19 protein-coding genes and 1 pseudogene are annotated in these 21,334 nt (G+C 59.1%); 12 read left to right on the top strand and 8 right to left on the bottom strand.

From position 1 onward, the window contains the following. The 3 genes from ACVWZG_RS12885 to secF form a co-directional block, all read left to right on the top strand. The coding region (locus tag ACVWZG_RS12885; RefSeq protein WP_457407346.1) for a zinc ribbon domain-containing protein at positions 1–356 on the top strand (356 nt) is incomplete at its 5' end. A gap of 78 nt (positions 357–434) precedes the next feature. Continuing rightward, positions 435–1,781, top strand: coding sequence for a protein translocase subunit SecD (gene secD, locus ACVWZG_RS12880; protein ID WP_457407344.1), 1,347 nt, complete (start codon positions 435–437; stop codon positions 1,779–1,781). After that, positions 1,778–2,779, top strand: coding sequence for a protein translocase subunit SecF (secF, locus tag ACVWZG_RS12875; protein WP_414331115.1), 1,002 nt, complete (start codon positions 1,778–1,780; stop codon positions 2,777–2,779). Before secD ends, secF begins: the two co-directional genes overlap by 4 nt. 73 nt (positions 2,780–2,852) lie before the next feature. Here the strand turns inward: secF and ACVWZG_RS12870 are convergent, their stop codons facing one another. Then, positions 2,853–4,685 carry an FAD-dependent oxidoreductase gene (locus tag ACVWZG_RS12870; RefSeq protein WP_457407351.1) on the bottom strand — a complete coding sequence of 611 codons (1,833 nt, stop codon included), beginning with the start codon at positions 4,683–4,685 and terminating at the stop codon, positions 2,853–2,855. Between the two features lie 236 nt (positions 4,686–4,921). Between ACVWZG_RS12870 and ACVWZG_RS12865 the strand changes: the two genes are divergently transcribed. Next, on the top strand, positions 4,922–6,124 hold the full coding sequence (locus ACVWZG_RS12865) for an argininosuccinate synthase (RefSeq protein WP_457407342.1): 1,203 nt from the start codon (positions 4,922–4,924) through the stop codon (positions 6,122–6,124). A gap of 92 nt (positions 6,125–6,216) precedes the next feature. On the opposite strand, the gene ahcY is transcribed toward ACVWZG_RS12865, so the two are convergent. Further along, entirely contained in the window at positions 6,217–7,497 is a 1,281-nt protein-coding gene (gene ahcY / locus ACVWZG_RS12860; RefSeq protein ID WP_457407340.1) for an adenosylhomocysteinase, read from the bottom strand. Positions 7,498–7,591: 94 nt separating this feature from the next. Between ahcY and ruvX the strand changes: the two genes are divergently transcribed. Together ruvX and ACVWZG_RS12850 are read left to right on the top strand one after the other, a co-directional pair. Next, positions 7,592–8,104: a Holliday junction resolvase RuvX gene (gene ruvX / locus ACVWZG_RS12855; RefSeq protein WP_457395477.1), complete on the top strand. Its 513-nt coding sequence runs from the start codon at positions 7,592–7,594 to the stop codon at positions 8,102–8,104. 140 nt (positions 8,105–8,244) lie between these two features. Beyond that, complete coding sequence (locus tag ACVWZG_RS12850; RefSeq protein WP_457407349.1) at positions 8,245–9,462, top strand: NAD(P)/FAD-dependent oxidoreductase; 1,218 nt, start codon at positions 8,245–8,247, stop codon at positions 9,460–9,462. Here the strand turns inward: ACVWZG_RS12850 and proC are convergent. From proC to speB, 5 genes are all read right to left on the bottom strand, one after another. Next, the gene (proC, locus tag ACVWZG_RS12845; protein WP_011433348.1) at positions 9,459–10,262 is read right to left on the bottom strand and encodes a pyrroline-5-carboxylate reductase; all 804 of its coding nucleotides are present in this window, start codon (positions 10,260–10,262) and stop codon (positions 9,459–9,461) included. The two genes, ACVWZG_RS12850 and proC, sit on opposite strands and share 4 nt — an antisense overlap. Positions 10,263–10,267: 5 nt before the next feature. Continuing rightward, positions 10,268–10,846: a cell division protein SepF gene (locus ACVWZG_RS12840; RefSeq protein ID WP_457407347.1), complete on the bottom strand. Its 579-nt coding sequence runs from the start codon at positions 10,844–10,846 to the stop codon at positions 10,268–10,270. 588 nt (positions 10,847–11,434) lie between these two features. Then, positions 11,435–12,118 (bottom strand): YggS family pyridoxal phosphate-dependent enzyme, encoded by a 684-nt coding sequence (locus ACVWZG_RS12835; protein ID WP_457407339.1) that lies wholly within the window; start codon positions 12,116–12,118, stop codon positions 11,435–11,437. Between the two features lie 103 nt (positions 12,119–12,221). Further along, complete coding sequence (locus ACVWZG_RS12830) at positions 12,222–13,070, bottom strand: prohibitin family protein (RefSeq protein ID WP_457407337.1); 849 nt, start codon at positions 13,068–13,070, stop codon at positions 12,222–12,224. 72 nt (positions 13,071–13,142) lie between these two features. Further along, on the bottom strand, positions 13,143–14,066 hold the full coding sequence (gene speB, locus ACVWZG_RS12825) for an agmatinase (protein WP_457407335.1): 924 nt from the start codon (positions 14,064–14,066) through the stop codon (positions 13,143–13,145). A gap of 194 nt (positions 14,067–14,260) precedes the next feature. Here speB and ACVWZG_RS12820 point away from each other — a divergent pair, with 194 nt between their 5' ends. The 6 genes from ACVWZG_RS12820 to ACVWZG_RS12795 all read left to right on the top strand — a co-directional run bounded on the left by ACVWZG_RS12820 (position 14,261) and on the right by ACVWZG_RS12795 (position 21,119). Next, positions 14,261–15,013, top strand: a complete 753-nt coding sequence (locus ACVWZG_RS12820) for a DUF561 domain-containing protein (protein ID WP_011433343.1) — start codon at positions 14,261–14,263, stop codon at positions 15,011–15,013. Between the two features lie 348 nt (positions 15,014–15,361). Next, positions 15,362–16,096, top strand: coding sequence for a ribonuclease PH (rph, locus tag ACVWZG_RS12815; RefSeq protein WP_011433341.1), 735 nt, complete (start codon positions 15,362–15,364; stop codon positions 16,094–16,096). Between the two features lie 246 nt (positions 16,097–16,342). Beyond that, complete coding sequence (locus ACVWZG_RS12810) at positions 16,343–17,602, top strand: response regulator (RefSeq protein WP_457407334.1); 1,260 nt, start codon at positions 16,343–16,345, stop codon at positions 17,600–17,602. A 593-nt stretch (positions 17,603–18,195) separates the two neighbouring features. Further along, on the top strand, positions 18,196–19,893 hold the full coding sequence (locus ACVWZG_RS12805; protein ID WP_414332172.1) for an ABC transporter ATP-binding protein: 1,698 nt from the start codon (positions 18,196–18,198) through the stop codon (positions 19,891–19,893). 12 nt (positions 19,894–19,905) lie between these two features. Next, positions 19,906–20,544: a riboflavin synthase gene (locus ACVWZG_RS12800; protein ID WP_414332173.1), complete on the top strand. Its 639-nt coding sequence runs from the start codon at positions 19,906–19,908 to the stop codon at positions 20,542–20,544. Positions 20,545–20,555: 11 nt separating this feature from the next. Then, positions 20,556–21,119, top strand: coding sequence for a shikimate kinase (locus ACVWZG_RS12795; protein WP_414374890.1), 564 nt, complete (start codon positions 20,556–20,558; stop codon positions 21,117–21,119). 121 nt (positions 21,120–21,240) lie between these two features. Here ACVWZG_RS12795 and ACVWZG_RS12790 read toward each other — a convergent pair. Further along, positions 21,241–21,334: pseudogene (locus ACVWZG_RS12790) on the bottom strand (photosystem II protein D2); the annotation flags it as partial.

Here is a 21,334-nt window from a genome sequence, read left to right as displayed (position 1 = left end):
CCGAACGGCGCAGGGCCAACAGTTGGGCGTTTTATCAACTCCGTCAATTTTTGGAGTACAAGGCTCTGCGTGCGGGGGTTGCTCTGATTCTTGTTGCGCCTGCCTACACGTCGCAGACCTGCCACCGGTGTTTGCACATTCATCCCGACCCTGCGCAATCCTATCGCAGTGGGAAGCAGTTTAAGTGTGGACACTGTGGATGGGAAGGGGATGCGGATTTGAATGGTGCGAATGTGATTGCGCTTTTGGGGGCTGTCGTAAACCAGCCTAGAGGTTCGGGCTTGTTTTGTTCTCTGGTAGAGCATAACAGGCTCAGGGCTACTGAAAGCCCGCGCTACACTGCTAAGGCGGTGTAGGGTCGGGTAGTTTACAAAGTGCCAAAATCCTAAGAGCCTCAGATCGAGTGCGACCGTGTTCCTCACCTTCTCAGCAGTATGGCTAGATCCTCAGCGTCGTGGCTCAGTCGGCTCTCCTTTTTGCGAGGGCTGATCTTCATCTTGGCCGTGGTGGTTGCCCTCGTTTACTTGGGCTTCAGCCGGGAGGTTCGCCTTGGCCTTGACCTCAAGGGAGGAACCCAGCTCACGCTACAAGCTGTGCCCACCGAGGAGGTGCCTGAAATCACCCCCGAAGTGATGCAGGGGGTAGAGGCCGTCATCCAGCAGCGGATCAACGGGCTGGGGGTGGCTGAGCCTCTGGTGCAGATCAGCGGCCAAGACCGCCTGTTCGTGCAGTTGCCGGGGGTGGCGGATCCGGATCGGGCCATTGCTCTCCTTGGAGATACAGCCCAACTGGAGTTTCGCAAGGGCTTGGTTCCCGTCGGCGCGCTGCCCCGCAACGAGCGGGGAGAGATAACAGCGGGGGAGGATCCGGATACTCTGTTTGAGCGGGTCGGCCTCACCGGGGATCTGCTGCGCAATGCCTATCCCCAAGCCCCTCGCCGCGGATCCCAGAGTTGGGAGGTGCTGCTGGAGTTCAAGCCGGAGGGGGCAGAAAAATTTACTCAGCTCACCCGAGATCTGGCCGGAACAGAACGTCCATTGGGCATTTTTCTGGACGACGTGTTGATCAGTGCCCCGATCGTGGGGCCGGAGTTTGCCCGCACCGGCATCACCGGCGGGACGGCGGTGATCACGGGCAATTTTACGGTGGAAACCGCCACTGACTTGGCGGTCAAGCTCAGGGCAGGAGCGCTGCCGGTTCCCATTCAGGTGATTGAAAATCGCACTGTCGGGGCCACTTTGGGGGAAGTGAGCGTGCGCCGCAGCCTCTATGCCGGGATCGGGGGCCTGGTGCTGGTTTTCGTCTTTATGGTGGCCTACTATCGCCTGCCAGGGCTGATTGCCGACATCGCTCTGCTCATCTACGCCCTCTGCACCTTTGCTCTCTTCCAACTGCTGGGGGTAACCATGACTCTGCCGGGGATCGCCGGCTTTATCCTCAGCATCGGCATGGCGGTGGATGCCAACGTGTTGATCTTCGAGCGCATTAAAGAAGAGTTGCGGGCCGGCAAATCCATCTACAAGTCCATTTCGGAAGGGTTTAACCGCGCCTTCAGCAGCATCCTGGACAGCAATGTGACCACCCTTTTGGTCTGTGGCGTGCTTTTCTGGCTAGGGATGGGACTGGTGAAAGGGTTTGCGGTAACCCTGGGCATTGGCATTCTGGTGAGCTTCTTTACGGCCATCACCTGCACCCGTAGCCTGCTCTTGGCGGCAATGGGGATCCCCAGCTTGCGCAAACCTGAGTTTTACGGCGTTCGGATGGAGGCGGCCCAATCATGACGGCTCAAGAGCTATCCCCCGTAGATCCCGCCTCTCGGTTGCTCGACTATCGCTTCGACATTGTTGGACGGAGCAAGCTGTGGTTCAGCTTGTCCTTGGCGGTGCTGCTGGTGGGGCTGGTCAGCATGGCCTTTTCCCTGGCTTCTCTGGGAACTCCCCTGCGGCTGGGGTTGGATTTTTCCGGCGGCACCTTGCTGGATCTGAGCTTTGAGCGGCCTGTCACCACCGAGGAGCTGCGACGGGCGCTGCAGGAACACAACCTGGGCACCAGCATCATCCAGCTGGACACCCAAACGGGGCAGGAAGCCCTGATCCGCATGCCCCCCTTGACTGAGCAAGAGCGGCTGGCCGTGGAAGCCACCCTGCGGCAGGAGGTTGCCCCCTTCCAGCGCAACCTGGTGGAGACAGTGGGCCCGACGGTGGGGCGTTTGCTCTTGCGTTCCGGCATCGTGGCCGTGCTCATCTCTTTCGGGCTCATCGTGCTGTACCTGGCCCTGCGCTTCCAGTGGGATTACGCGGTGTTTGCCATTGTGGCGCTGCTGCACGATGTAGTGTTGACGATAGGGCTATTTGCCCTTTTGGGCCTGACGGTGGGTATGGAGGCGGACAGCCTGTTTGTGGTGGCGCTGCTGACCATCATCGGCTTTTCCGTCAACGACACCGTGGTCATCTACGACCGCATCCGCGAGAATCTGCGTCTGGTGAGCCGCAAGGTCAGCCTGGCCGAGGTGGTAAACCTATCTCTGAACCAGACCTTTGCCCGCTCCCTGAACACCACCCTGACGACGATGCTGCCCCTAGTTGCCATCGCCATTTTCGGGGGAGCTACCTTGAAGGGGTTTGCCATTGCCCTGCTCATTGGCTTTACTTTGGGGGTGTATTCCAGCATTTTTATCGCCAGCCCCCTGTTGGTGTGGTGGCGGCAGCAGCGCTATGGCAAAAGTAGCGAAGATGCCCGCGCAGGCAGGGATCCCGATTCACTTCCCTCTGAGGGCTAGGGCCCCGATATCGGAAAAATTGGGTCGATTGGGTGGGGATCTGTCGTTCGCGCTGAGACGGTGTCCTCTTGGATCACCATTGCAGTCTTTGCCCATGGGAGATCAGGTAGCGCTGTAAATCGGCCATTTTGCCTTGCGGCACGATCTGAGCTGGGATCAAGCTGGGATCCTGGCTGTGCAGCCAAGCCACGGTCAGCCCTGCCGCCGAGCCGATGGTCCATTCGCCGTAATGCACCCGGGTGGCGGCGTTGACAATGTGGCTGACGGCGATCCCTTTGCCGCCGATGAGCAGGTTATCCACCTTCTGCGGGATCAGGGCTTCTAAGGGAATGAGAATGGGGCGGACGGAAAACTCGTTGACTGGCGCGGAGCTGGCCGACAGAGATGGCTCCCAGTTGCGGTAGCGACAGCCATGGATGTCGATGGCGTAGTGGGTAACTCCCACCACGGTGGGGCTGAAGTCCCGTCCCCCAGTGGTGCCGACGCGAATATCCTGCTCCAACATCAGGAACTCCGCTTGGCCGTAGGCAGATCGCCCCAGAATGCGTCGACCTTCCCGGATGTAGGGGTAGAGGCTGAGGCCGGAGCGGGTGCCCAGCAAGGACTCTTCGGCAAACACCAAGGACAGGGGATAGCCGCTGCGGGATTGGGTTTCCATCAGCCACTCGGCAAACAGCAGGGCGTGGTTTTCTCCATCTTTGATGGCCGAGACATCCAGGCCCCCCAGCCAGTTGTGGCGCTGCCCTGAGGCCACTAGCCGCTCTTCCGTCAGGATCAGGGGCGGGTTCATGATCCCCCAGTCGTTGCCGCGGTTCCAGTTCACCAGCGTCAGGTCGCCTGGAACAGGCGTGCTGTAGAAGGGATCCCGGCGACCCTTGCTGACGATGCGGCGGTAATTGAAAAAGCTCTGGCCGCTGAAGGTGGGGAAACCCTCCATGTCGAACTCGCGGCGGTGTTCGGCGCGGGAATAGCCCGGCTGCAGCTGGACCAGCTCGGCGCGGGAGCGACCGCCATCGTCGTGGATGGCCAGCACGAAGGGAAAGGTAAAGGCTTGAGTGCACTCCGGGTTGCTGGCGGGGGCGGCATTGGGCTCTCCGGTCACGTCTCGCCCTTCCGAACCCAGCCGATAGGGGATCCCGGCCCAGCCCACCAGCTCGCCGGTATCGGTGGCATCGATAACAAACAGGTTGCGGCCTGGTGGTGCCTGCAGCCTCAACACCCGTTTGGCAAAAACTTCCGTCTCCTGCCAGCCATACCAGCTCACCAGCTCCCGCCACAGCCGTCCCGGTGGCACAAAATCGGGATCCCGGGGTTGCCGCTGCACAGCGTAAATGCTTTCAATCTGGGATCCATCGGCGCTGAAGGTGGCCCCCTTAAAAGCCGTTTGGGTAGCCCAGCGGCTGTTGGGGGCATTTTGAGCTGCCTGTTGCAGCCAGGTTTCCACCGCCTGCAGCCCCGCCTGAGGCGGAAAACACAGCCCTCCCACCCAGCAACTGTTGATCTCGGATACGCGGGTTCCCGGAGGGATCCCTGTCCAGGCCGGCAGATGCACCGGCTGGCTTTCGATCAAGGCCTTGAACTCCAGCCAGTGGCGGGAAAAATTGCCCCGCTGCCGCATCGGCAGCGATTCATCAATGGCCGATACCCCCTGGGAGGTAATCTGACCCCCCAGCCAAGGGGTGAGCTCGATGAGACAGGTCTGCACCCCCCCTCGCATGGCATGGCCTGCCGCTGCCACCCCTCCCAGGGATCCGCCCACCACCACCAGCTCGCACTCCCAAATCTCGTCCGGCTGCGGCAAGGGATCCAACAAGGGCCAACCGTGGGCGGTAAAACGGGGCACCTCCGACTCGGAGACGGCAACAGGGGATCCCACCTCTGGCTGGGAGAGGGCGGCAAACCCCATCCCGGCCACAAAGCTCAGCAGCGACAGGATCCCCAGCCATACAGCTCGCTTGTACCCGGAGTTCTGACGCGCCGCAGCCGTCTTTTTGCCAGCCATGCTCACTCACACCCCCGGCCTTTCCCCGGCAGGAGAAATCCCCTTGAGAATAGCTGAGGAAACCGACATTGAGGCCAGCCAGGATCCCTGCCACAGGGCATAATGGGCTAGCAACTTTTTAACGGCAACGGCGGGATCCCATGGGACGGGCAAAGAAGGTGGTATTGGCCTATTCAGGCGGGGTGGATACTTCCGTCTGCATTCCCTATCTCAAGCACGAGTGGGGGGTGGAATCGGTGGTGGCCCTGGCAGTCGACTTGGGGCAGGGGGCGGAGCTGGAGGCCATTCAGGCCAAAGCCCTCAGGGCGGGGGCAGAGCAATCTCTGGTGCGGGAGGCTGTCCAGGCCCTCATTACCGACTATGCCTTCCCGGCCATCCAGGCCAACGCCCTCTACGAGCAGCGCTACCCCCTTTCCACGGCCCTGGCCCGACCCCTGATTGCCAAGCTGCTGGTGGAGGTGGCGGAAGAGGTGGGAGCCGATGCGGTGGCCCACGGCTGCACCGGCAAAGGCAACGACCAGGTGCGCTTTGATCTGGCTATTGCTGCTTTAAATCCCCAGCTCAAAGTGTTGGCCCCTGCCCGCGAGTGGGGGATGACCCGCGAGGAGACCATTGCCTATGGGGAGCGCTACGGGATCCCCATGCCCGTGCAGAAGTCCAGCCCCTACAGCATCGACCTCAACATTTTGGGCCGCAGCGCTGAAGCCGGCATCCTAGAAGATGCCGACCGGGAGCCGCCGGAGGAAGTGTATGCCCTCACCCGGCCTATTTCCCAGACACCCGACGAGCCCGCCTACGTGGAGATTGAGTTCGAGCAAGGGATCCCTGTCGGGGTGGATGGGCAGCGCCTCAGTCCCAAAGCCCTCTTCGAGCAGCTCAACTCCTTAGCTGGCCTGCATGGGGTGGGCCGCATTGACATGATCGAAAACCGCCTGGTGGGGATCAAGTCGCGGGAGATCTACGAGTGCCCCGCTTTAACCGTCTTGATCCAAGCCCACCGCGAGCTGGAGAGCCTCACCCTCACCCGCGATGTCATCCATTACAAGTACGGCATCGAGACCACCTACGGCCAACTGGTGTACAACGGCCTCTGGTATTCGCTGCTGCGGCAGGCGTTGGATGCCTTCGTCCAAGCCACCCAAAAGAGCGTAACCGGCGGGGTGCGGATGCGGCTGCACAAGGGCCAGGCAGTCTGTGTGGGCCGTCGCTCCCCTTATTCCCTCTACAACCCCGAGCTGGCCACCTACGGCGCAGGAGACCAGTTCGACCACAAAGCAGCAGAAGGCTTCATCTACGTCTGGGGTCTGCCCACCCGCGTTTGGTCGCAGGTTCACAGAATCTAGGAATCCCCTCCTGGCTCGAGGTTGGGGGGAGCACGCTAGCCCTGCTGCTTGGGATCCCAGACTCAGCTCCCGATTGAATTCCCAAAACCCACTTAAGTCCCGGCAGTCCAGGTGTTGCCGTACTCGATCTGCTCGGGGGTGAGGCTGTCGATTTGGATCCCCATGGCCTTGAGCTTGAGGCGGGCGATGGCCTCGTCCACCTCGAGAGGAATGGGGTGAAGCCCTGGGGCCAAGCGGCCCCGGTTTTTCACCAGGTATTCGCAGGCCAGGGCCTGGTTGGCAAAGCTCATGTCCATGACGCTGGCAGGGTGCCCTTCGGCAGCAGCCAAGTTAATCAGGCGGCCTTCCCCCAGCACCACCACTGACTTGCCCGACTGCAGACGGTATTCTTCCACAAAGGGGCGCACCGTCTGTCGGGAGACGGCCCGCTCCTGCAGCGCCACCAGGTCGATTTCAATGTCAAAGTGGCCGGCGTTGCAGACCATCGCCCCATCCTTCATGCGGTCGAAGTGCTCGCCGCGAATCACGTGCTTGTTGCCGGTAACGGTGATGAAGATGTCCCCCAGAGCAGCGGCTTCTTCCATCGGCATCACCCGGAAGCCGTCCATCACCGCCTCCAGAGCCCGCACCGGGTTGACTTCCGTGACAATCACCTGGGATCCCATGCCGCGGGCCCGCATGGCCACTCCCTTGGCGCACCAGCCGTAGCCAGCCACCACCACCGTCTTCCCGGCCAGAAGGATGTTGGTACAGCGCAGGATCCCGTCCAGGGTGGATTGGCCGGTGCCGTAGCGGTTGTCGAACAGGTGTTTGGTCTCGGCGTCGTTGACGGTCATCACCGGGAAGCTGAGCACCCCCGCCTTGAGCATGGCCCTAAGGCGCACCAGGCCAGTGGTGGTCTCTTCCGTGGTGCCGATGAGCTCCGACAGTTGCTCCTGACGGTGCTGCACCAGCTCCGCCGTCACATCTCCGCCATCGTCGATAATCAGGTTGGGGCGGTGATCTAGGGCAATCTGGACATGGCGGCGGTAGGTGGCCACATCTTCTCCTTTGAGGGCAAACACCGAAATGCCATGGTCCGCCACCAGGCTGGCGGCCACATCGTCTTGGGTGGAAAGGGGATTGCTGGCAATGAGAACGCTATCCGCCCCCCCTGCTTGTAGAGCCAGGGCCAGGTTGGCCGTTTCGGTCGTAATGTGGCAGCAGGCCACCAAGCGCAGCCCGGCCAAGGGCTTTTCTTGAGCAAAGCGCTCCCGGATCTGGGCCAGCACCGGCATCTCCCGCGCCGCCCACTGGATCCGTTGCTTGCCCAGGGGGGCGAGGTTCAGATCTTTCACTTCATGCTTCGGGAGAGACAGGGTAGCGCTGGTCATCGAGTGTTGCTCCAAACAGGGTCATCGAGAGAGGATAGGGGAACGGAAACTGCAAGCCCCAAAGGGGGCCAGGCAGCCATAAAGATCAGCAAGGATGTCGATAAGCCTGAACTATTCTGCCACAAGGGATCCCCTTTCAGCGCTGGGGCTGGATGTAGGCAACCGCCGCATTGGCGTGGCCGGCTCCGACCGGCTGGGGCTGCTGGCTACTGGCCTGGGGGTGATCCAGCGCCGTTCCCTCTCAGAGGATATTGCCCAAGTGCAGGAGTGGATCCGCCGCCGCCAGGCCACCGTGGTGGTGGTGGGGATCCCCCTTCTGGCGGATGGGTCGGTGGGATCCCAGGCCCGCAAAGTCCAGCGGTTCGTGCGCGCTTTGCAGGTGGCCGTGGATCTTCCCATTGTTACCGTCAATGAATACCTGAGCACCGTGCAGGCGGAGTGGGACCTGCGCGAGGCGGGGATCCCGGCCAAAGCCCAGAAGGGCTTAATCGATCAGCAGTCGGCGGCGGTAATTCTCCAAACTTGGCTGGACGAGCGACGGGCTTCCCTGTCAGAAGTGCCGGCTTGGCAAAGCTGGGGCAACAAAGACTACGCTGGAGAAGTCTAGCCGGGAAAGTTTAAATCAATTCAAGCCCAAGGTGGGCCATCCCTCGTTGCCCCTTCTGCATCAGCAGGGTGTGATTGTTAAGTCGGGGCCTTTCGCGCAACTTTGATAACGTCTGATAACGTCACGTGAACCATCCGAGCATGAATCGCATTTGCATTCTTGGGGGCGGCTTTGGCGGGTTGTACACAGCTTTGGAACTGAGCCGGCAACCCTGGCCAGAACCACCCCAGATCACCTTGATCGACCGGCAGGAGCGGTTCGTCTTTGCCCCCCTGCTTTACGAGCTGCTCACCGGAGAAATGGAAGACTGGGAGGTGGCCCCCCGTTTTCAAGATCTGCTGCCCCCGGGATCGGTGCAGTTTCGCCGCGGATCTGTCCAGGCCATTGACCCTCAAGCCCGCCGCGTGGAGCTGGAAGATGGGCAAAGCTTGGAGTACGACGCGCTGGTGCTGGCGCTGGGGGGAGAAACCCCTCTGGAGAGCGTTCCGGGAGCGGCGGAGTTTGCTTTTCCCTTTCGCACCCTGGCAGATGCTCAGCGGCTGCGCGCCCACCTGAAGGCGTTGGAAGACCGGGATCCGGCTCAGCCTGTGGCTCTGGCCATTGCAGGAGCAGGGGCTAGTGGCGTGGAATTGGCCTGCAAATTGGCGGATCGGCTGGGCTGGCGGGGACGGATCCGCCTCATCGAGTTGGGATCCCAAATCTTGTCCGGCTTTGCTCTCTCCAGCCGGGAGGCGGCCCAAGAGGCGCTGGCCCAACGGCGGGTGCAGGTGGAGTTGCAAACCAAGGTCTTGGGCATCGAGGCCCTTGGCGAGAACGGCGCCCCTCCCTTCCGTCTGCAGCTCCAGCGACTGGAGAGCCAGGAGATCGCCACAGATCTTGTGGATGCTGTGCTGTGGACTGTCGGAACCCGACCGGCAGCGGTGATTGCCAATTTGGATCTGCCCAAAACCGAGCGGGGACGGCTGCAGGTTTTGCCCACCTTACAGACCCCCACCTTCCCAGAGATCTTTGCCTTGGGAGATGCAGCAGCGGTGGTAGATGCGGAGGGCAAGCCGGTGCCGGCCACAGCCCAAGCGGCTTTTCAACAGGCCGGTTATTGCGCCTGGAACCTGTGGGCTTTGCTCACCCAGGAGCGGCCTCTCTTGCCCTTTCGCTACTTTTCCTTGGGGGAAATGCTCAGCCTGGGGGTGGATACGGCGGTGCTTTCTGCCCTTGGCGGCCTCACACTGACCGGCCCCCTGGGCTATTTGGCGCGGCGAACTGCCTATCTGGTGCGCCTGCCCACCCTAGAACACCAGCTCAAGGTGGGATGGAATTGGATCACCCGCCCCCTCTGGCAAGGGCTGCTGGCCCGCTAGGATCCCTGTAACTGGCAAGAGCGCTCGTAGGCCGCTCGCACTGCCTGCATCAGGGCTCCCCGCACCCCCGCCTGCTCCAAGGCTTGGATCCCGGCAATGGTCGTCCCCCCTGGACTGGTGACCCGGTCTTTGAGAACGGCAGGGTGCAGATTTTCTTGCTGCAAGAGGGCAGCAGTACCCGCCAAGGTCTGCAGGGCCAACTGGGTAGCAATGGGACGCGGCAGCCCCACCTGTACCCCTCCGTCGATCAGCCCTTCCAGAATCACCGCCAGATACCCCGGCCCGGAACCCGAAAGTGCCGTCACCGCATCCATCTGGCTTTCGGCCACCGTCACCACCTCGCCCACCGCGCGAAACAGCTTCTCCACCTGCTCCACCTGCATAGGCGTCACCCCTGGCCCGTAGCTGATGGCCGTTATGCCCGCCCCCACCAGCGCCGGCGTGTTGGGCATCGTGCGCACCACCTTTTGTTTGGGAAAAGCCTGCTGCAACTGCTGCAAGGGGATCCCGGCCATAATCGAGATCACCAGCTCTGTGGCGGACAGCCGGCCCATCTCAGCCACCACTGTCGGGAAGAGCTGCGGTTTAACGGCCAGAAACAGAATCTCAGACTCTCCCGCCTGGGATGGATCCGCCAACAATCGGATACCCAGCTCCTGCTGCAGGGCCACAGCCTTATCCAGATCAGGCTCCCGCAAGGCCACCTGCGCTGCGGGATAAACTCCCACAGCTACCCAACGCCGCAGCAGGGCGGATCCCATGGCTCCACCCCCGATAACACTTAGCAGTGGCCGCTCCATAGCAACTAGTGCTGACCTACTGCCTGCAGATGCTCATAGGTGCTGGGCCAGAGGGGGGTAGGGCTTTGCAAAGGGCGCTGCAGCGGCTGCACCACTTGGCTACTGGGGGTGGAAACCATCACCGTGCTGGGGGTGAACAAAAAAATGTTCTCTCCGATGCGCTCTTGGTGGCCATCGATGGCGTAGGTGCCGCCGGCAACGAAATCCACAGAGCGCTGCGCCTCAGCGGGATCCATTAGGGTCAAGTTCATGATCACCGTCTTGCGCTCCCGTAGGTACTGGATAACCTGAGCCATCTCATCGAAGCTGCGCGGCTCCATCACCACCACTTCACTGGTGGGTGGGTTTACGCCCGGTAATCCAATCACGTTGCTCCCCATACTGCCCCCCGCCAAGCGATCCCGATGTTGACTGCGCCGATGGCCCCGCGACTCTTCTCGACCGGCAGAGCCTTCCCCTGCTTCCACTCCCCGTTGCCGCCGCCCTCGCGGAAGGGTACTCGTCGTTTCCTCCTCTTCAGGGGGAGCAGCCGGTTGGGAACGGCGTCCCTCGTAGAGCAGTTGGTAATCATCCTGCCCTTCCATTTCAGAGTACTCCTCCAGGCCGTCCACGGGATCGTTCAGGCCCACAAAATCTCTCACCCTGCTCCAAATTCCATTGACATTCATATGCACATCCTCACTACAGGTCATGGTTTGCGGCGAGCGCAGGATTCAGTCTCTTGATTGGATCCTGAGTGGCTCACTCAAGTTAGGGGGCGTCCTTTTATTCTCGGTTTATTCTCGGTCAAAGTCTTTTAATAGGCTGAGACAGGGTTTGCTCAGGAAGCTGCCGAAGCAGGTGGGGGCTAACGTAGGTTAACAAAACCCCATTGATTCGACGACTAGAGTTTACCCAGAAGAAGTGAAGATGTCATCTCACTTGCCAAGCCGTTGCTGGGCAGGAGCAAACTCTGCTCCCCGTCTGGATTGAGCCCACGTTAACGGAAGTAACGCAAATGATTACAAATTTCCCCAAAATTTCCCCAATAGGGCAAATCCTGGGCGGGATCCCCCCACTTTTGATTATCCAAGCCGAACTCTCGCCCCAAAGGTGCCCCGCAGGGCGACTGGGGAGTTGTACGGCTTTACACAAAATTTAATCACAATTTAACGGCTTCACAGAGGTCACATCTATTCCTGCTCGGCGTCGGCAAACAAAGCGCGCCCCAGTCGGATCAAGTTAGAGCCTGCTGCCACCGCCAGGGGGTAATCGTCGGACATGCCCATGGAGAGGGTGTGCACCTGCAGATGTTCATAGCCGCTGCGCTGGATGTAATCGGCCAGTTCGGCCAGCTTGCGAAACAGGTCTAGGGCCGCCTCTGAGCTCAAGCCCAAAGGCAAAATGGTCATCAGGCCCACAATTTGCACCTGCAGCAGTTGGTTCAGTTCGGGGAGGCTCTGCAACAGATCGGGGATGAGCCAGCCGAACTTATTGGGATCCGGAGCCAATTTAACCTGCAGGCAAAGCTTGGGGGTGAGGTGCAGCTCCCAGGCTTTTTGGTTGATCAGCTTGGCCAGGCGCAAGCTATCGACGCTGTCGATCCAGGCAAATTGCTTGAGGGCTGGTTTTACTTTGTTGGTCTGCAGATGCCCAATTAAGTGCCAAACAATGCCGGTCAGATCCTGCAGTTGCCCTTGTTTGACGGCGGCCTCTTGCACTCGACTCTCCCCAAAGTGGCGGATCCCAGCCCGATAGGCGGCGCGGATGTGGTCGGCACTGTAGCCTTTGCTCACTGCCATGATCTCCACATGGTCTGGGATCTGGGATCGGATGGCCTGAATGCGGCTGTGGATGAGCTGCTCGTCAAGGGGCATCGTCAGGTCAGCAGGCCGGGGATCTCTATCCCCATTCTCGTTCCAATTGGCAACAATGCTCTGGGATAGATTTTTGCAGAACCCAGAGCCAACGGGCTGTCCGCTACCGCTGCCAGGGATCCGGTCGGGAGATGATCACGCGGGTGCCGGGCGCCAGTTTGCGCGCGTAGTCCAACTGCACCACTTCTGGGTTTTGCTTCAGGGCTTCCCCCTGGAGGCGAATGGCTTGGGCTTCTCCTTCTGCCAGGATCACCAATCGTTGTTTTTCCAGCTCTGCTTTTTCCACGAGGAAGCGTTCCCGCTCTTTCTCTTGCTCGGCAATTTGCTTTTGCTCGATGGCCGTTTGGAATTGGTCGGAGAAGCGGACATTGCGCAGCAGCACGTTTTGCAAGATCAGGTCATTCTCAGCAAAAATGCTGGAGAGCTGCCGCTCCACATTTTCCTGGATCTGCTCGCGTTCTTCCGAGAAAACGGCGATGGCGCGGTGCAAAGCCAGTTCATTGCGCACCACCGTCCGCACCTCTGGGCGAATCACTTTGTCCACGTAGGAAGGGCCAATGGTCTGGTGCAGGTGGGCCACTTGGTCGGGATCCAAGCGAAAGCGCACCGAGACATCGAGGGAGATCTGCTGGCCGTCGGCGCTGAGCACTTTCAACGCATCATCCCCCTGGTTTTCGGAGCGTTGGGAGGCCATGGTGTAGGTTTGGGTGCGCACGTCGTAGAAGATAGGCGTTTCCACCAGCGGCAGCAGGAGGTGCAGCCCTTCTCCCAGCGGCTGCGGCTTCAGCCCCGTCAGGGAGTTGAACACCACGGCCCGTGTGCCGGCAGGCACCACCACCAAGCACTGCAGCAAGGTGGCCAAGAGGATCAGCAGCAATGCCCCACCCACCAAGGGAATCCAGGACAAAGCGGGAAGTTCAAAAGCAGGACGAGGGGGGTGGGCCGATTTCACAGGTGTGTTACCCAAAAACCTAAAGAACTCGAACAGGTGCCCCGGGGATGGCCGGCCAAGCTCTTCTTGAGCTTAACCCAAGGCCGCAGCCAAGATCTGATAGGCCAGTTTGGCGACCGTGAAGGCGCTGCGGCGATCGGTTTCCCGTTCTCCCGTGACCGACAGCTCGACCACATCGGCGCCGATGATTTGCCGTTGCTGTCCTAGTGCCCGAATCAGCTCCACCGTCTCCCACCAGCCCAAGCCGCCAGGTTCGGGGGTACCGGTGGCCGGCACCACAGCGGGATCCAGCCCATCCACATCCACCGTCAGGTAAACCTGGGGGCCCAAGGTGGCAATCACCTCTGGGATCCACTCCTGGGCTGGCTTGGCGTGCAGGCTGTGGGCAAAAAAGGTGTGCAGACGGCGCTCGCGAATGGCCTGGCGGTCTTCGGCGCAGATGGAGCGGATCCCCACTTGGGTGAGGCGGCTGCCCACTTGCTCCACCACGCGGGCCATGGCAGAAGCATGGGAATAGCGGGATCCCTCGTAGCTATCTCTCAGGTCGCAGTGGGCATCGATTTGCAGGACGTGCAGCTCCGGATAATGGGCCAGGTGGGCAGCAATCAGGGGCCCGCTGATGGAGTGCTCCCCACCAATGGAAAGCAGGAACCGCCCCGGTCTCACCCACTCGGCAGCGCGACGCTGGATTTCGGCCATAGCCAGCTCCTGGGCGGAAGATCCCAGACCTTCCAACTCCACCGGGGGGGCCGTCCAGTAGCGGGAGATCTCTTCCGAGAAGTCGGGGTGAAGAGCCGGCTGGCGATCCCGTACCTCGTCGTAGATCTCCACATAGGCAGAAGCCTGCAACAGCGCCTGAGGGCCTTTGGCGGTGCCTTTGCCATAGGAGGTGGTGGCCTCGTAGGGGACGGGCAGGAGAATCGCTTGGGCCATCTCCGGATCCGGCTCAGGCAGGCCCAGGAAGGGGAAGGGAGAGCGATACATGATGGCTTGCAAGAAGGGATCCCTATTCTATTGAATCTATTGAAGAATTGTGGTGAGCCAAAAGGACTGGGATGATGGGGTAAAGAGGGATCCCTTGTGGGATTGAGGCAAACCCTCTAGACTGAGCAAGGGCTTCCCCAAGCCCAGTTTTAGCAGCCATTTGTTTTCACTCCTCTTAGACTGCCTTTCCACAAGCTGACGAGCCTATGACCACTGCCTCTCACGCTGCTCTTTTCGACGCTCTGGCCCAACGTCGGGCCCTCAAGATCATCAGCGGTCTACAAAACTTCGACCTGCAGTCGGTTCTGAGCATCACCCGCGCCGCCCAACAGGGAGGGGCCACTTGGGTGGATATCGCTGCCAGCCCCGAATTGGTGCAGCGGGTACGCGCCCAGATCGATCTGCCCATCTGTGTGTCGGCGGTGGAGCCGCAGCAGTTGGCCGCAGCCGTACAGGCAGGAGCAGACATGGCCGAGATCGGCAATTACGACAGCTTCTACCCTTCAGGCCGCATCTTCTCCGCAGCGGAAGTCCTAGACCTTACCCGCCGAACCCGCTCTCTTCTGCCCCGCACGCTCTTGTCGGTAACCGTTCCCCACACTCTGCCTCTGAATCAACAGGCAGAATTGGCCGAGAAACTGGAGGATCTGGGAGCCGATCTCATCCAAACCGAGGGCAGCACCAGTGCCGAGCCGGTTCACGGGGGATCCCTGGGCCTGATCGAGAAGGCTGCCCCCACCCTGGCCGCCGCCTATGAAATTAGCCGTGTGGTCTCGGTGCCTGTTATCTGCGCTTCCGGCCTCTCGACGGTAACAGTGCGCTTGGCCATTGCTGCCGGCGCTTCAGGTGTAGGGGTGGGCAAAGCTGTCAGCCGGCTCCAGGATGAAGTGGCCATGGTGGCTCAAGTGCGGGCATTGGTGGAGGCCTTGGGAGGATCTCGGATCCCTGCCCTTGTCTAGGTCGATGTCTGACCGGTAAAAGTTGACCCTCTTGCGCCAGCGTGCGCTGGTGCATTTTTTTTAGATTTTCTTGGACAAGCAGGGAATAAGTAGGTAAGTAGGGCAGCTGAGGGTTGAGATCAGCCGCTAGAAGTTTTGCTGCTCACAAGTGCTTCACTTTCTTCCGCGTAGAGGTGGCATACCCGGCAATATCCAATTTGCGGCGGTTGCTACACTTGTCGTCCTTGCCTTCCCAGACCAATTCCGTCCGCAGCCGTCGCCCCAGTCATGTTCTGCAAAGATTCCAAGTCCTGAGCCGCATTGGGCAGACATGGTTGACAATGCGAGGGATCCCTTTTTGAACTGTCCATGAGCTGGCAACGCCCAGATAATCGCACCGCTGCTCAATTGCGCCCGGTTTCTTTTGAGCGCCACTTTACCCGCTATGCCCCTGGCTCGGTGTTGGTCAAGTTCGGCCATACCCATGTCCTTTGCACCGCCAGTGTGGCCGAAGAAGTTCCCCCTTTTCTGCAGAACACCGGCCAAGGCTGGCTGACGGCTGAGTACCGCATGTTGCCCGGAGCCACGCAACAACGACAGCCGCGGGAAATGTTGAAACTATCGGGCCGTACTGCCGAGATTCAACGGCTCATCGGGCGCAGTCTGCGCGCCGCCTTGGATTTTCGCAAGCTGGGATCCCGTACCATCACCGTCGATGCCGATGTGCTGCAGGCCGATGGCGGAACGCGCACCGCCGCGATCACAGGGGGCTATGTGGCTCTGCACGACGCCATCACTTGGCTGTACAAACAGGGGGCGCTGGATCCGGCCCAGGGATCCCCGCTGCGGCAGCAGGTGGCGGCCCTTTCAGTAGGAATTGTGCAGGGAGAGGTACTTGTGGATCTGTGCTATGAGGAAGACAGCCAAGCCGAGGTGGACATGAACATTGTTATGAACGAGCAGGGATCCTTCATCGAGATCCAGGGCACTGCCGAAGCCGCCTGCTTCAGTCGCCCGCAACTGCTACAAATGTTGGAGATGGCCCAAGCCGGGATCCAAGAATTGCTCCAAGCCCAACGGCAGGCTCTCAATTTAGAAAGATAGAGCCATAGCCGGACCCTAGCCTTGCAATGGTAATCCTTCAAGGCACTGCATATGGGATTGCATGGGTGTATATCCTGGTTGGCAAAGCGGTATTCCCTTGCTGTAAAGGAATGGCCGGGAAAGCTAAGATCAGCCAGTTGTTAAAATAAGTGAGCTCTCTGAAGCTCTCCTTTCGACGGTTTGAGCGTGTGGCTGAGGTGAATCGCTGCTCATTTGGCCTGAAGAAGTTGGCCCGGAGAACGCTGCATGTCCCGTTTTGTGTTCGGCTCGGAGGAACTTGCGCCACTGCTCAGGCAGCAAGGTTGGCGGTTTACCACTGGATATCTGCACATTCACCTCAAGGGACTGGATCCCTCTGAGGGTGCGGAACCCTGGGTGTTGACCTACTACCACGGCAGGCTGCTTTTTTCTGCCGATCAACCCCTCAACACGCAAATCCTGCTGAAACGAATCTCCCGCTTTATTCCTCGCCTCAACTTGGAATGGCCACAGCGGGCCATCTCGGTGGTGCAAGAGCGCTTGGTGAAAGACCATTCCTTACCTGAGCTGCTGGAGGCTATCACGCAATTGGGCCTGCTCAAGCCGGGGGAGCTGGAAGATGCCCTGTGGCTCAACCTGCTTACCGATTTCGACCGCTACCTATTCGAACGGGCAGGCACCTGTTACTTTGAGGTGCAGGAGCAGGTCGCCCAAGAGGCCCCCATTGGCGGGTTTGAGTTGGAGCCGCTGCTGCAAGAAGCCGCCCGGCGCCACGATCGCTGGGCAGATTTGAAGGTGGCGATCCCAACCCTGTTGGCGGTGCCGGTGGTCAATTGGGAACGGGTCAACCGCTACCGCATCACCGATGAGCAACGACAGAAGCTCCACACCCTCACCAAAGATGGCCAGTCGCTGGAGGTGATCGCCAAGAAGCTGTGTCGAGATCGGCTGGAGGTGGCCAATCTCTTTGCATCCTGGGCGAAAAAAGGGTTGGTCAGCCTACAAACGCCCCAAGAGCTGCTGCAGACCAAGCGCCACAACCCGATAACCATCTTGGCGGTGGACGACAGCGTGGTGATGCAGGAAATCCTACGGCAGTATTTGCCCAACTATCAGGTGATTACAACGGGCAACCCCGCCGAGGTGCTTCCTTTGTTGTTTCAGCATCGGCCCCACCTGTTGTTGATGGATATCGCCATGCCGGGGATCGATGGTCTAGAGCTTTGCCGCATTGTGCGCAGCTTAGAAGAGTTTAAGTCCCTTCCCATCCTGATGGTTACCGCTCGCGATGGTCTGCTGGCCCGCATCCGCGGCAAGTGGTCGGGGGCAACCGCCTACTTGACCAAGCCCTTCAACGAAAGTCAGCTTAATGCAGAGGTGAAGCGGCTTCTGGCCCAACAGCCGCCTGCCCACAGACAAAATCCTCTGTCGGTTCAGGGAGGCAGAACAGGTCATCCTGCCCTGTTTCAGGGATCCCCCCGTTCCCTCGAGGATCGAGGATCAAGCCAAGGCGCAGTGTCCTTCTGAGTTGATCCCCGTCGCCATTGGCTTTCCTGTCAAAATCAACAAAGGTTTTATGTTAGATAAGAAGTCAACTCAAGAGAACATAACTTGTCTGGGCTGACTGCTAATATCAATGGATTGATAGCTCATTAGGACATGCCCAAAAGAGAAAAATAGGTTGCCGGGGATTTCAGAAACAAGAGACGAAGTAAGCATCCCATACACTGAAAACTTATCCGATCAACCTTCCTCATTGTCATCACGACCGGCTACTTCAATCTCTCTCAGGAACTGGCTTTTCCCCGCTGGCATTAGATGTCGTTTAAGCCTTAGAGAAGCCTCACAAGGCTTCTGGCAAAAGAGTCCATACTAAGGGTACCGACAAACAAGCCCTGAAGACATGAAAAAAGATCGAACAGGGTTCAGCAGGCACTTCTGAAGGCAAACCAGAAATATTAAACGCTGTCGTGGATCCCGACAAGATCAATGAGAGGGAGAAATCAAGCAGAAATTGCTCAGGATCCATGGACAGGGATCCCAAGAATACGTAAAATCGAGTAAAGAATGTAAAGAAAACGCCACACTTCTCCAATTGGTCCCGATCCCCAAGGAGCATTATGCTGCGACTGGAACACATTAGCAAAATCTATCCCACCGGTGAGGTGCTCAAGGATGTGAACTGGGAAGTTAAGCCTGGGGATCGCGTCGGCCTAGTGGGAGTAAACGGGGCCGGAAAGACCACCCAGCTCAAGATTATCTGCGGGCAAGAAGAACCGACCAGCGGCGAGGTGATCCGCCCCGCCAACCTGCGCATCGCCTATCTCACCCAAGAATTTGGAGTGGATCCCGCCCGAACGGTGCGAGAAGAGTTCTGGACAGTCTTTCAAGAGGAAAACCGCATTCACCAAGAAATTGCCCAAATCACCCAACAGATGGAGCAGGCGGACGCGGACACGTTGGAAACCCTTTTGCGCCGTCTAGATCGTCTACAGCGCCAATTTGAGAGTTTACATGGCTATGAACTGGAGGCGCGTATTGAGAAAATCCTGCCGGAAATGGGGTTTGAGCCGGAGGACGGGGATCGGTTGGTGAGCGCCTTCAGCGGCGGCTGGCAGATGCGCATCAGCCTGGGGAAAATCCTGCTGCAAAAACCCGATTTGATGTTGCTAGACGAGCCGACCAACCACCTAGACTTGGAGACTATTGAGTGGCTGGAAAACTACCTCAAGAGCTTGACGATCCCCATGGTGATTGTTTCTCATGATCGAGAGTTTTTGGATCGGCTTTGCACCCAAATTGTGGAGACGGAGCGAGGAGTTTCTACGACATACTTGGGTAACTATTCTCAATACCTACTCCAAAAAGCTGAGCGGCGAGAGGCACAACAAGCTGCCTACGAACGTCAGCAAAAGGAAATTGAAAGGCAACAAACCTTCATCGATCGCTTCCGGGCCAGTGCCACCCGCAGCACTCAGGCCAAAAGCCGCGAAAAACAACTGGAAAAGATCGAGCGGGTCGAAGCGCCCATTGGCGACGTGCGTACCCTCAAGTTTCGCTTTCCCCCTGCTCCCCGCAGTGGTCGCGAGGTGGTGAAGATCGAGAATTTGACGCACATTTATGGAGATAAGATTTTGTTTTTGGGTGCGGAGCTGTTGATCGAGCGTGGGGATCGCGTCGCCTTTCTGGGGCCCAATGGGGCAGGAAAATCCACCCTGCTGCGTCTTATCACCGGCCTAGAGCAACCTACCGAGGGATCTGTGAAATTGGGAGCACACAATGTGATCCCTGCCTACTTCGAGCAAAATCAAGCAGAGGCTTTGGATCTGAGCAAAACCGTCTTGGACACCATCCATGACGAAGTGCCCGACTGGAAAAACGAAGAAGTGCGCACGCTGTTGGGTCGCTTTTTGTTCAGCGGCGACGCCGTTTTTAAGAAAGTAGCGGCTTTGAGCGGGGGAGAAAAAGCCCGCTTGGCGTTGGCGAAAATGCTACTTCAGCCGGCCAACCTACTGATTTTGGATGAGCCCACCAACCACTTAGATATCCCGGCCAAAGAGATGCTGGAAGAAGCTTTACAGCATTACGATGGCACGGTGATCCTTGTTTCTCACGACCGCTACTTTATCTCAAAAGTGGCCAACAAGATTGTAGAGATTCGCAACGGAGAGTTGGTCGCCTACCAGGGCAACTATCACTACTATCTAGAAAAGATCGCTGAAGAGAAAGAGAAAGCCCGACAAGAGCGAATCGCTGCCGAAAAACGAGCCAAAGAACGAGAAAAGCAGAAAGCCAAAAAGGCAGCCGGCAAAACCTAAGGAGCCAAAGCAATGTTTACGGGTCTGGTTCGAAGTTTGGGCACAGCCCAGTTGATCAATTCTTCACAGCTACGGGTTACCTGTCCCCGGTTGCAACCTCAGTTGGCCTATGGAGATAGCGTGGCGGTGGACGGCCTTTGCCTGACGGTGGTGGAGATTCTGCCCGATGGATTTTTGGCCGATGTTTCGCCGGAAACCCTGCGGCGCTCGACTTGGGGCCAGGGATCCCTCGGCCCGCGCACAGTCAACCTGGAACCGGCGCTGCGGGTAGGAGACAAGTTAGGGGGGCATTTTGTCAGCGGCCATATCGATGGGGTGGGGCAACTGTGGGATCAAGCCGCCACCGGCAACGCCTGGGAGCTGAGCTTCAAGGTTCCTGAAGAGATCGGGCGTTACATCGTACCCAAGGGCAGCGTGGCGGTGAATGGGGTGAGCTTGACCATTGCCGAGGTGCGCCAAGGGGGCTGCTGGTTCAAGGTGGCTGTGATCCCCCAAACCTACCGCGAGACCAACCTTTCTCAGCTCCAAGTTGGGGATCCCGTCAACATAGAGGCGGATATTTTGGGCAAGTATGTGGAAAAATTGCTGGGCTTGCTGCCCCCCGAGAGCAGCGTTTCTCTGGAGTTTCTGGCCGAGCATGGCTATATCTAGGTACCTTTCCCATGATCCACCCCGAGGAAGTTGAGCGCCTGCGCGGCGTAAATGTTTATCTCATTGGGATGATGGGCAGCGGCAAATCCACCGTGGGATCGGAGCTGGCAGCCCAGTTGCGCTTTCAATTTTTCGACACCGATGGGCTGGTGGAGCAGGTGGGAGGCTCTTCCATCGCCCAGATCTTCGCGGAGCATGGGGAAGCCTACTTTCGGGATCTGGAGACGCAGGTGTTGGCCCAGTTGAGCAGCTACACCCGGCTGGTGATCGCCACAGGCGGCGGCATTGTGTTGCGCCCCAAAAATTGGAGCTACTTGCACCATGGCCTCACCGTTTGGCTGGATGCGACCCCCGAGCTGATTTGGCAGCGGCTCAAGCGGGATCCCGGCCAACGCCCCCTGCTGCAAACCCCCGACCCCCAAGCTGCCCTGTACAAGCTGATGCAAGAGCGAGAGCCGTTCTACGCCCAAGCCGATGTGCGGGTGCCCATCCGGTCAGAAACTAGCCCGCCCCAATTGGTTGAACAGATCTGGCAAGCCATTCGCGCCCGCCTGCGAGACGGGATCCCTTCCTAGCCACCTCGCGCCCAACACAAAAAGGGATCCCATGAGGGATCCCTGAACTCTTTAGTTTTTGATTTTTGATTACTCAAGATTCGCCGGGAGCGGATCCCTGACGCAGCCAGGGTAGCTTCCTTTAGAGCGCATTGCCGCGGGGGAGGACTTCTTCAGGGAACTCAAAGCGCTCATGGGGCTGGTCCTGCGGCGCCATCCACGCCCGAATCCCCTCG

The organism is Thermostichus sp. OS-CIW-33, assembly GCF_054059615.1.
Note: the sequence above shows the minus strand (reverse complement) of the source record. Positions and strands in the feature narration are given on the sequence as shown.

Excerpts from the sequence above, each read along its gene's own strand:
- secD (WP_457407344.1), top strand. The coding sequence starts at position 435 with ATGGCTAGATCCTCAGCGTCGTGGCTCAGTCGGCTCTCCTTTTTGCGA.
- secF (WP_414331115.1), top strand. The coding sequence starts at position 1,778 with ATGACGGCTCAAGAGCTATCCCCCGTAGATCCCGCCTCTCGGTTGCTC.
- ACVWZG_RS12870 (WP_457407351.1), bottom strand. The coding sequence starts at position 4,685 with ATGGGGTTTGCCGCCCTCTCCCAGCCAGAGGTGGGATCCCCTGTTGCC.
- ACVWZG_RS12865 (WP_457407342.1), top strand. The coding sequence starts at position 4,922 with ATGGGACGGGCAAAGAAGGTGGTATTGGCCTATTCAGGCGGGGTGGAT.
- ahcY (WP_457407340.1), bottom strand. The coding sequence starts at position 7,497 with ATGACCAGCGCTACCCTGTCTCTCCCGAAGCATGAAGTGAAAGATCTG.
- ruvX (WP_457395477.1), top strand. The coding sequence starts at position 7,592 with ATGTCGATAAGCCTGAACTATTCTGCCACAAGGGATCCCCTTTCAGCG.
- ACVWZG_RS12850 (WP_457407349.1), top strand. The coding sequence starts at position 8,245 with ATGAATCGCATTTGCATTCTTGGGGGCGGCTTTGGCGGGTTGTACACA.
- proC (WP_011433348.1), bottom strand. The coding sequence starts at position 10,262 with ATGGAGCGGCCACTGCTAAGTGTTATCGGGGGTGGAGCCATGGGATCC.
- ACVWZG_RS12840 (WP_457407347.1), bottom strand. The coding sequence starts at position 10,846 with ATGGAAGGGCAGGATGATTACCAACTGCTCTACGAGGGACGCCGTTCC.
- ACVWZG_RS12835 (WP_457407339.1), bottom strand. The coding sequence starts at position 12,118 with ATGCCCCTTGACGAGCAGCTCATCCACAGCCGCATTCAGGCCATCCGA.
- ACVWZG_RS12820 (WP_011433343.1), top strand. The coding sequence starts at position 14,261 with ATGACCACTGCCTCTCACGCTGCTCTTTTCGACGCTCTGGCCCAACGT.
- rph (WP_011433341.1), top strand. The coding sequence starts at position 15,362 with ATGAGCTGGCAACGCCCAGATAATCGCACCGCTGCTCAATTGCGCCCG.
- ACVWZG_RS12810 (WP_457407334.1), top strand. The coding sequence starts at position 16,343 with ATGTCCCGTTTTGTGTTCGGCTCGGAGGAACTTGCGCCACTGCTCAGG.
- ACVWZG_RS12805 (WP_414332172.1), top strand. The coding sequence starts at position 18,196 with ATGCTGCGACTGGAACACATTAGCAAAATCTATCCCACCGGTGAGGTG.
- ACVWZG_RS12800 (WP_414332173.1), top strand. The coding sequence starts at position 19,906 with ATGTTTACGGGTCTGGTTCGAAGTTTGGGCACAGCCCAGTTGATCAAT.
- ACVWZG_RS12795 (WP_414374890.1), top strand. The coding sequence starts at position 20,556 with ATGATCCACCCCGAGGAAGTTGAGCGCCTGCGCGGCGTAAATGTTTAT.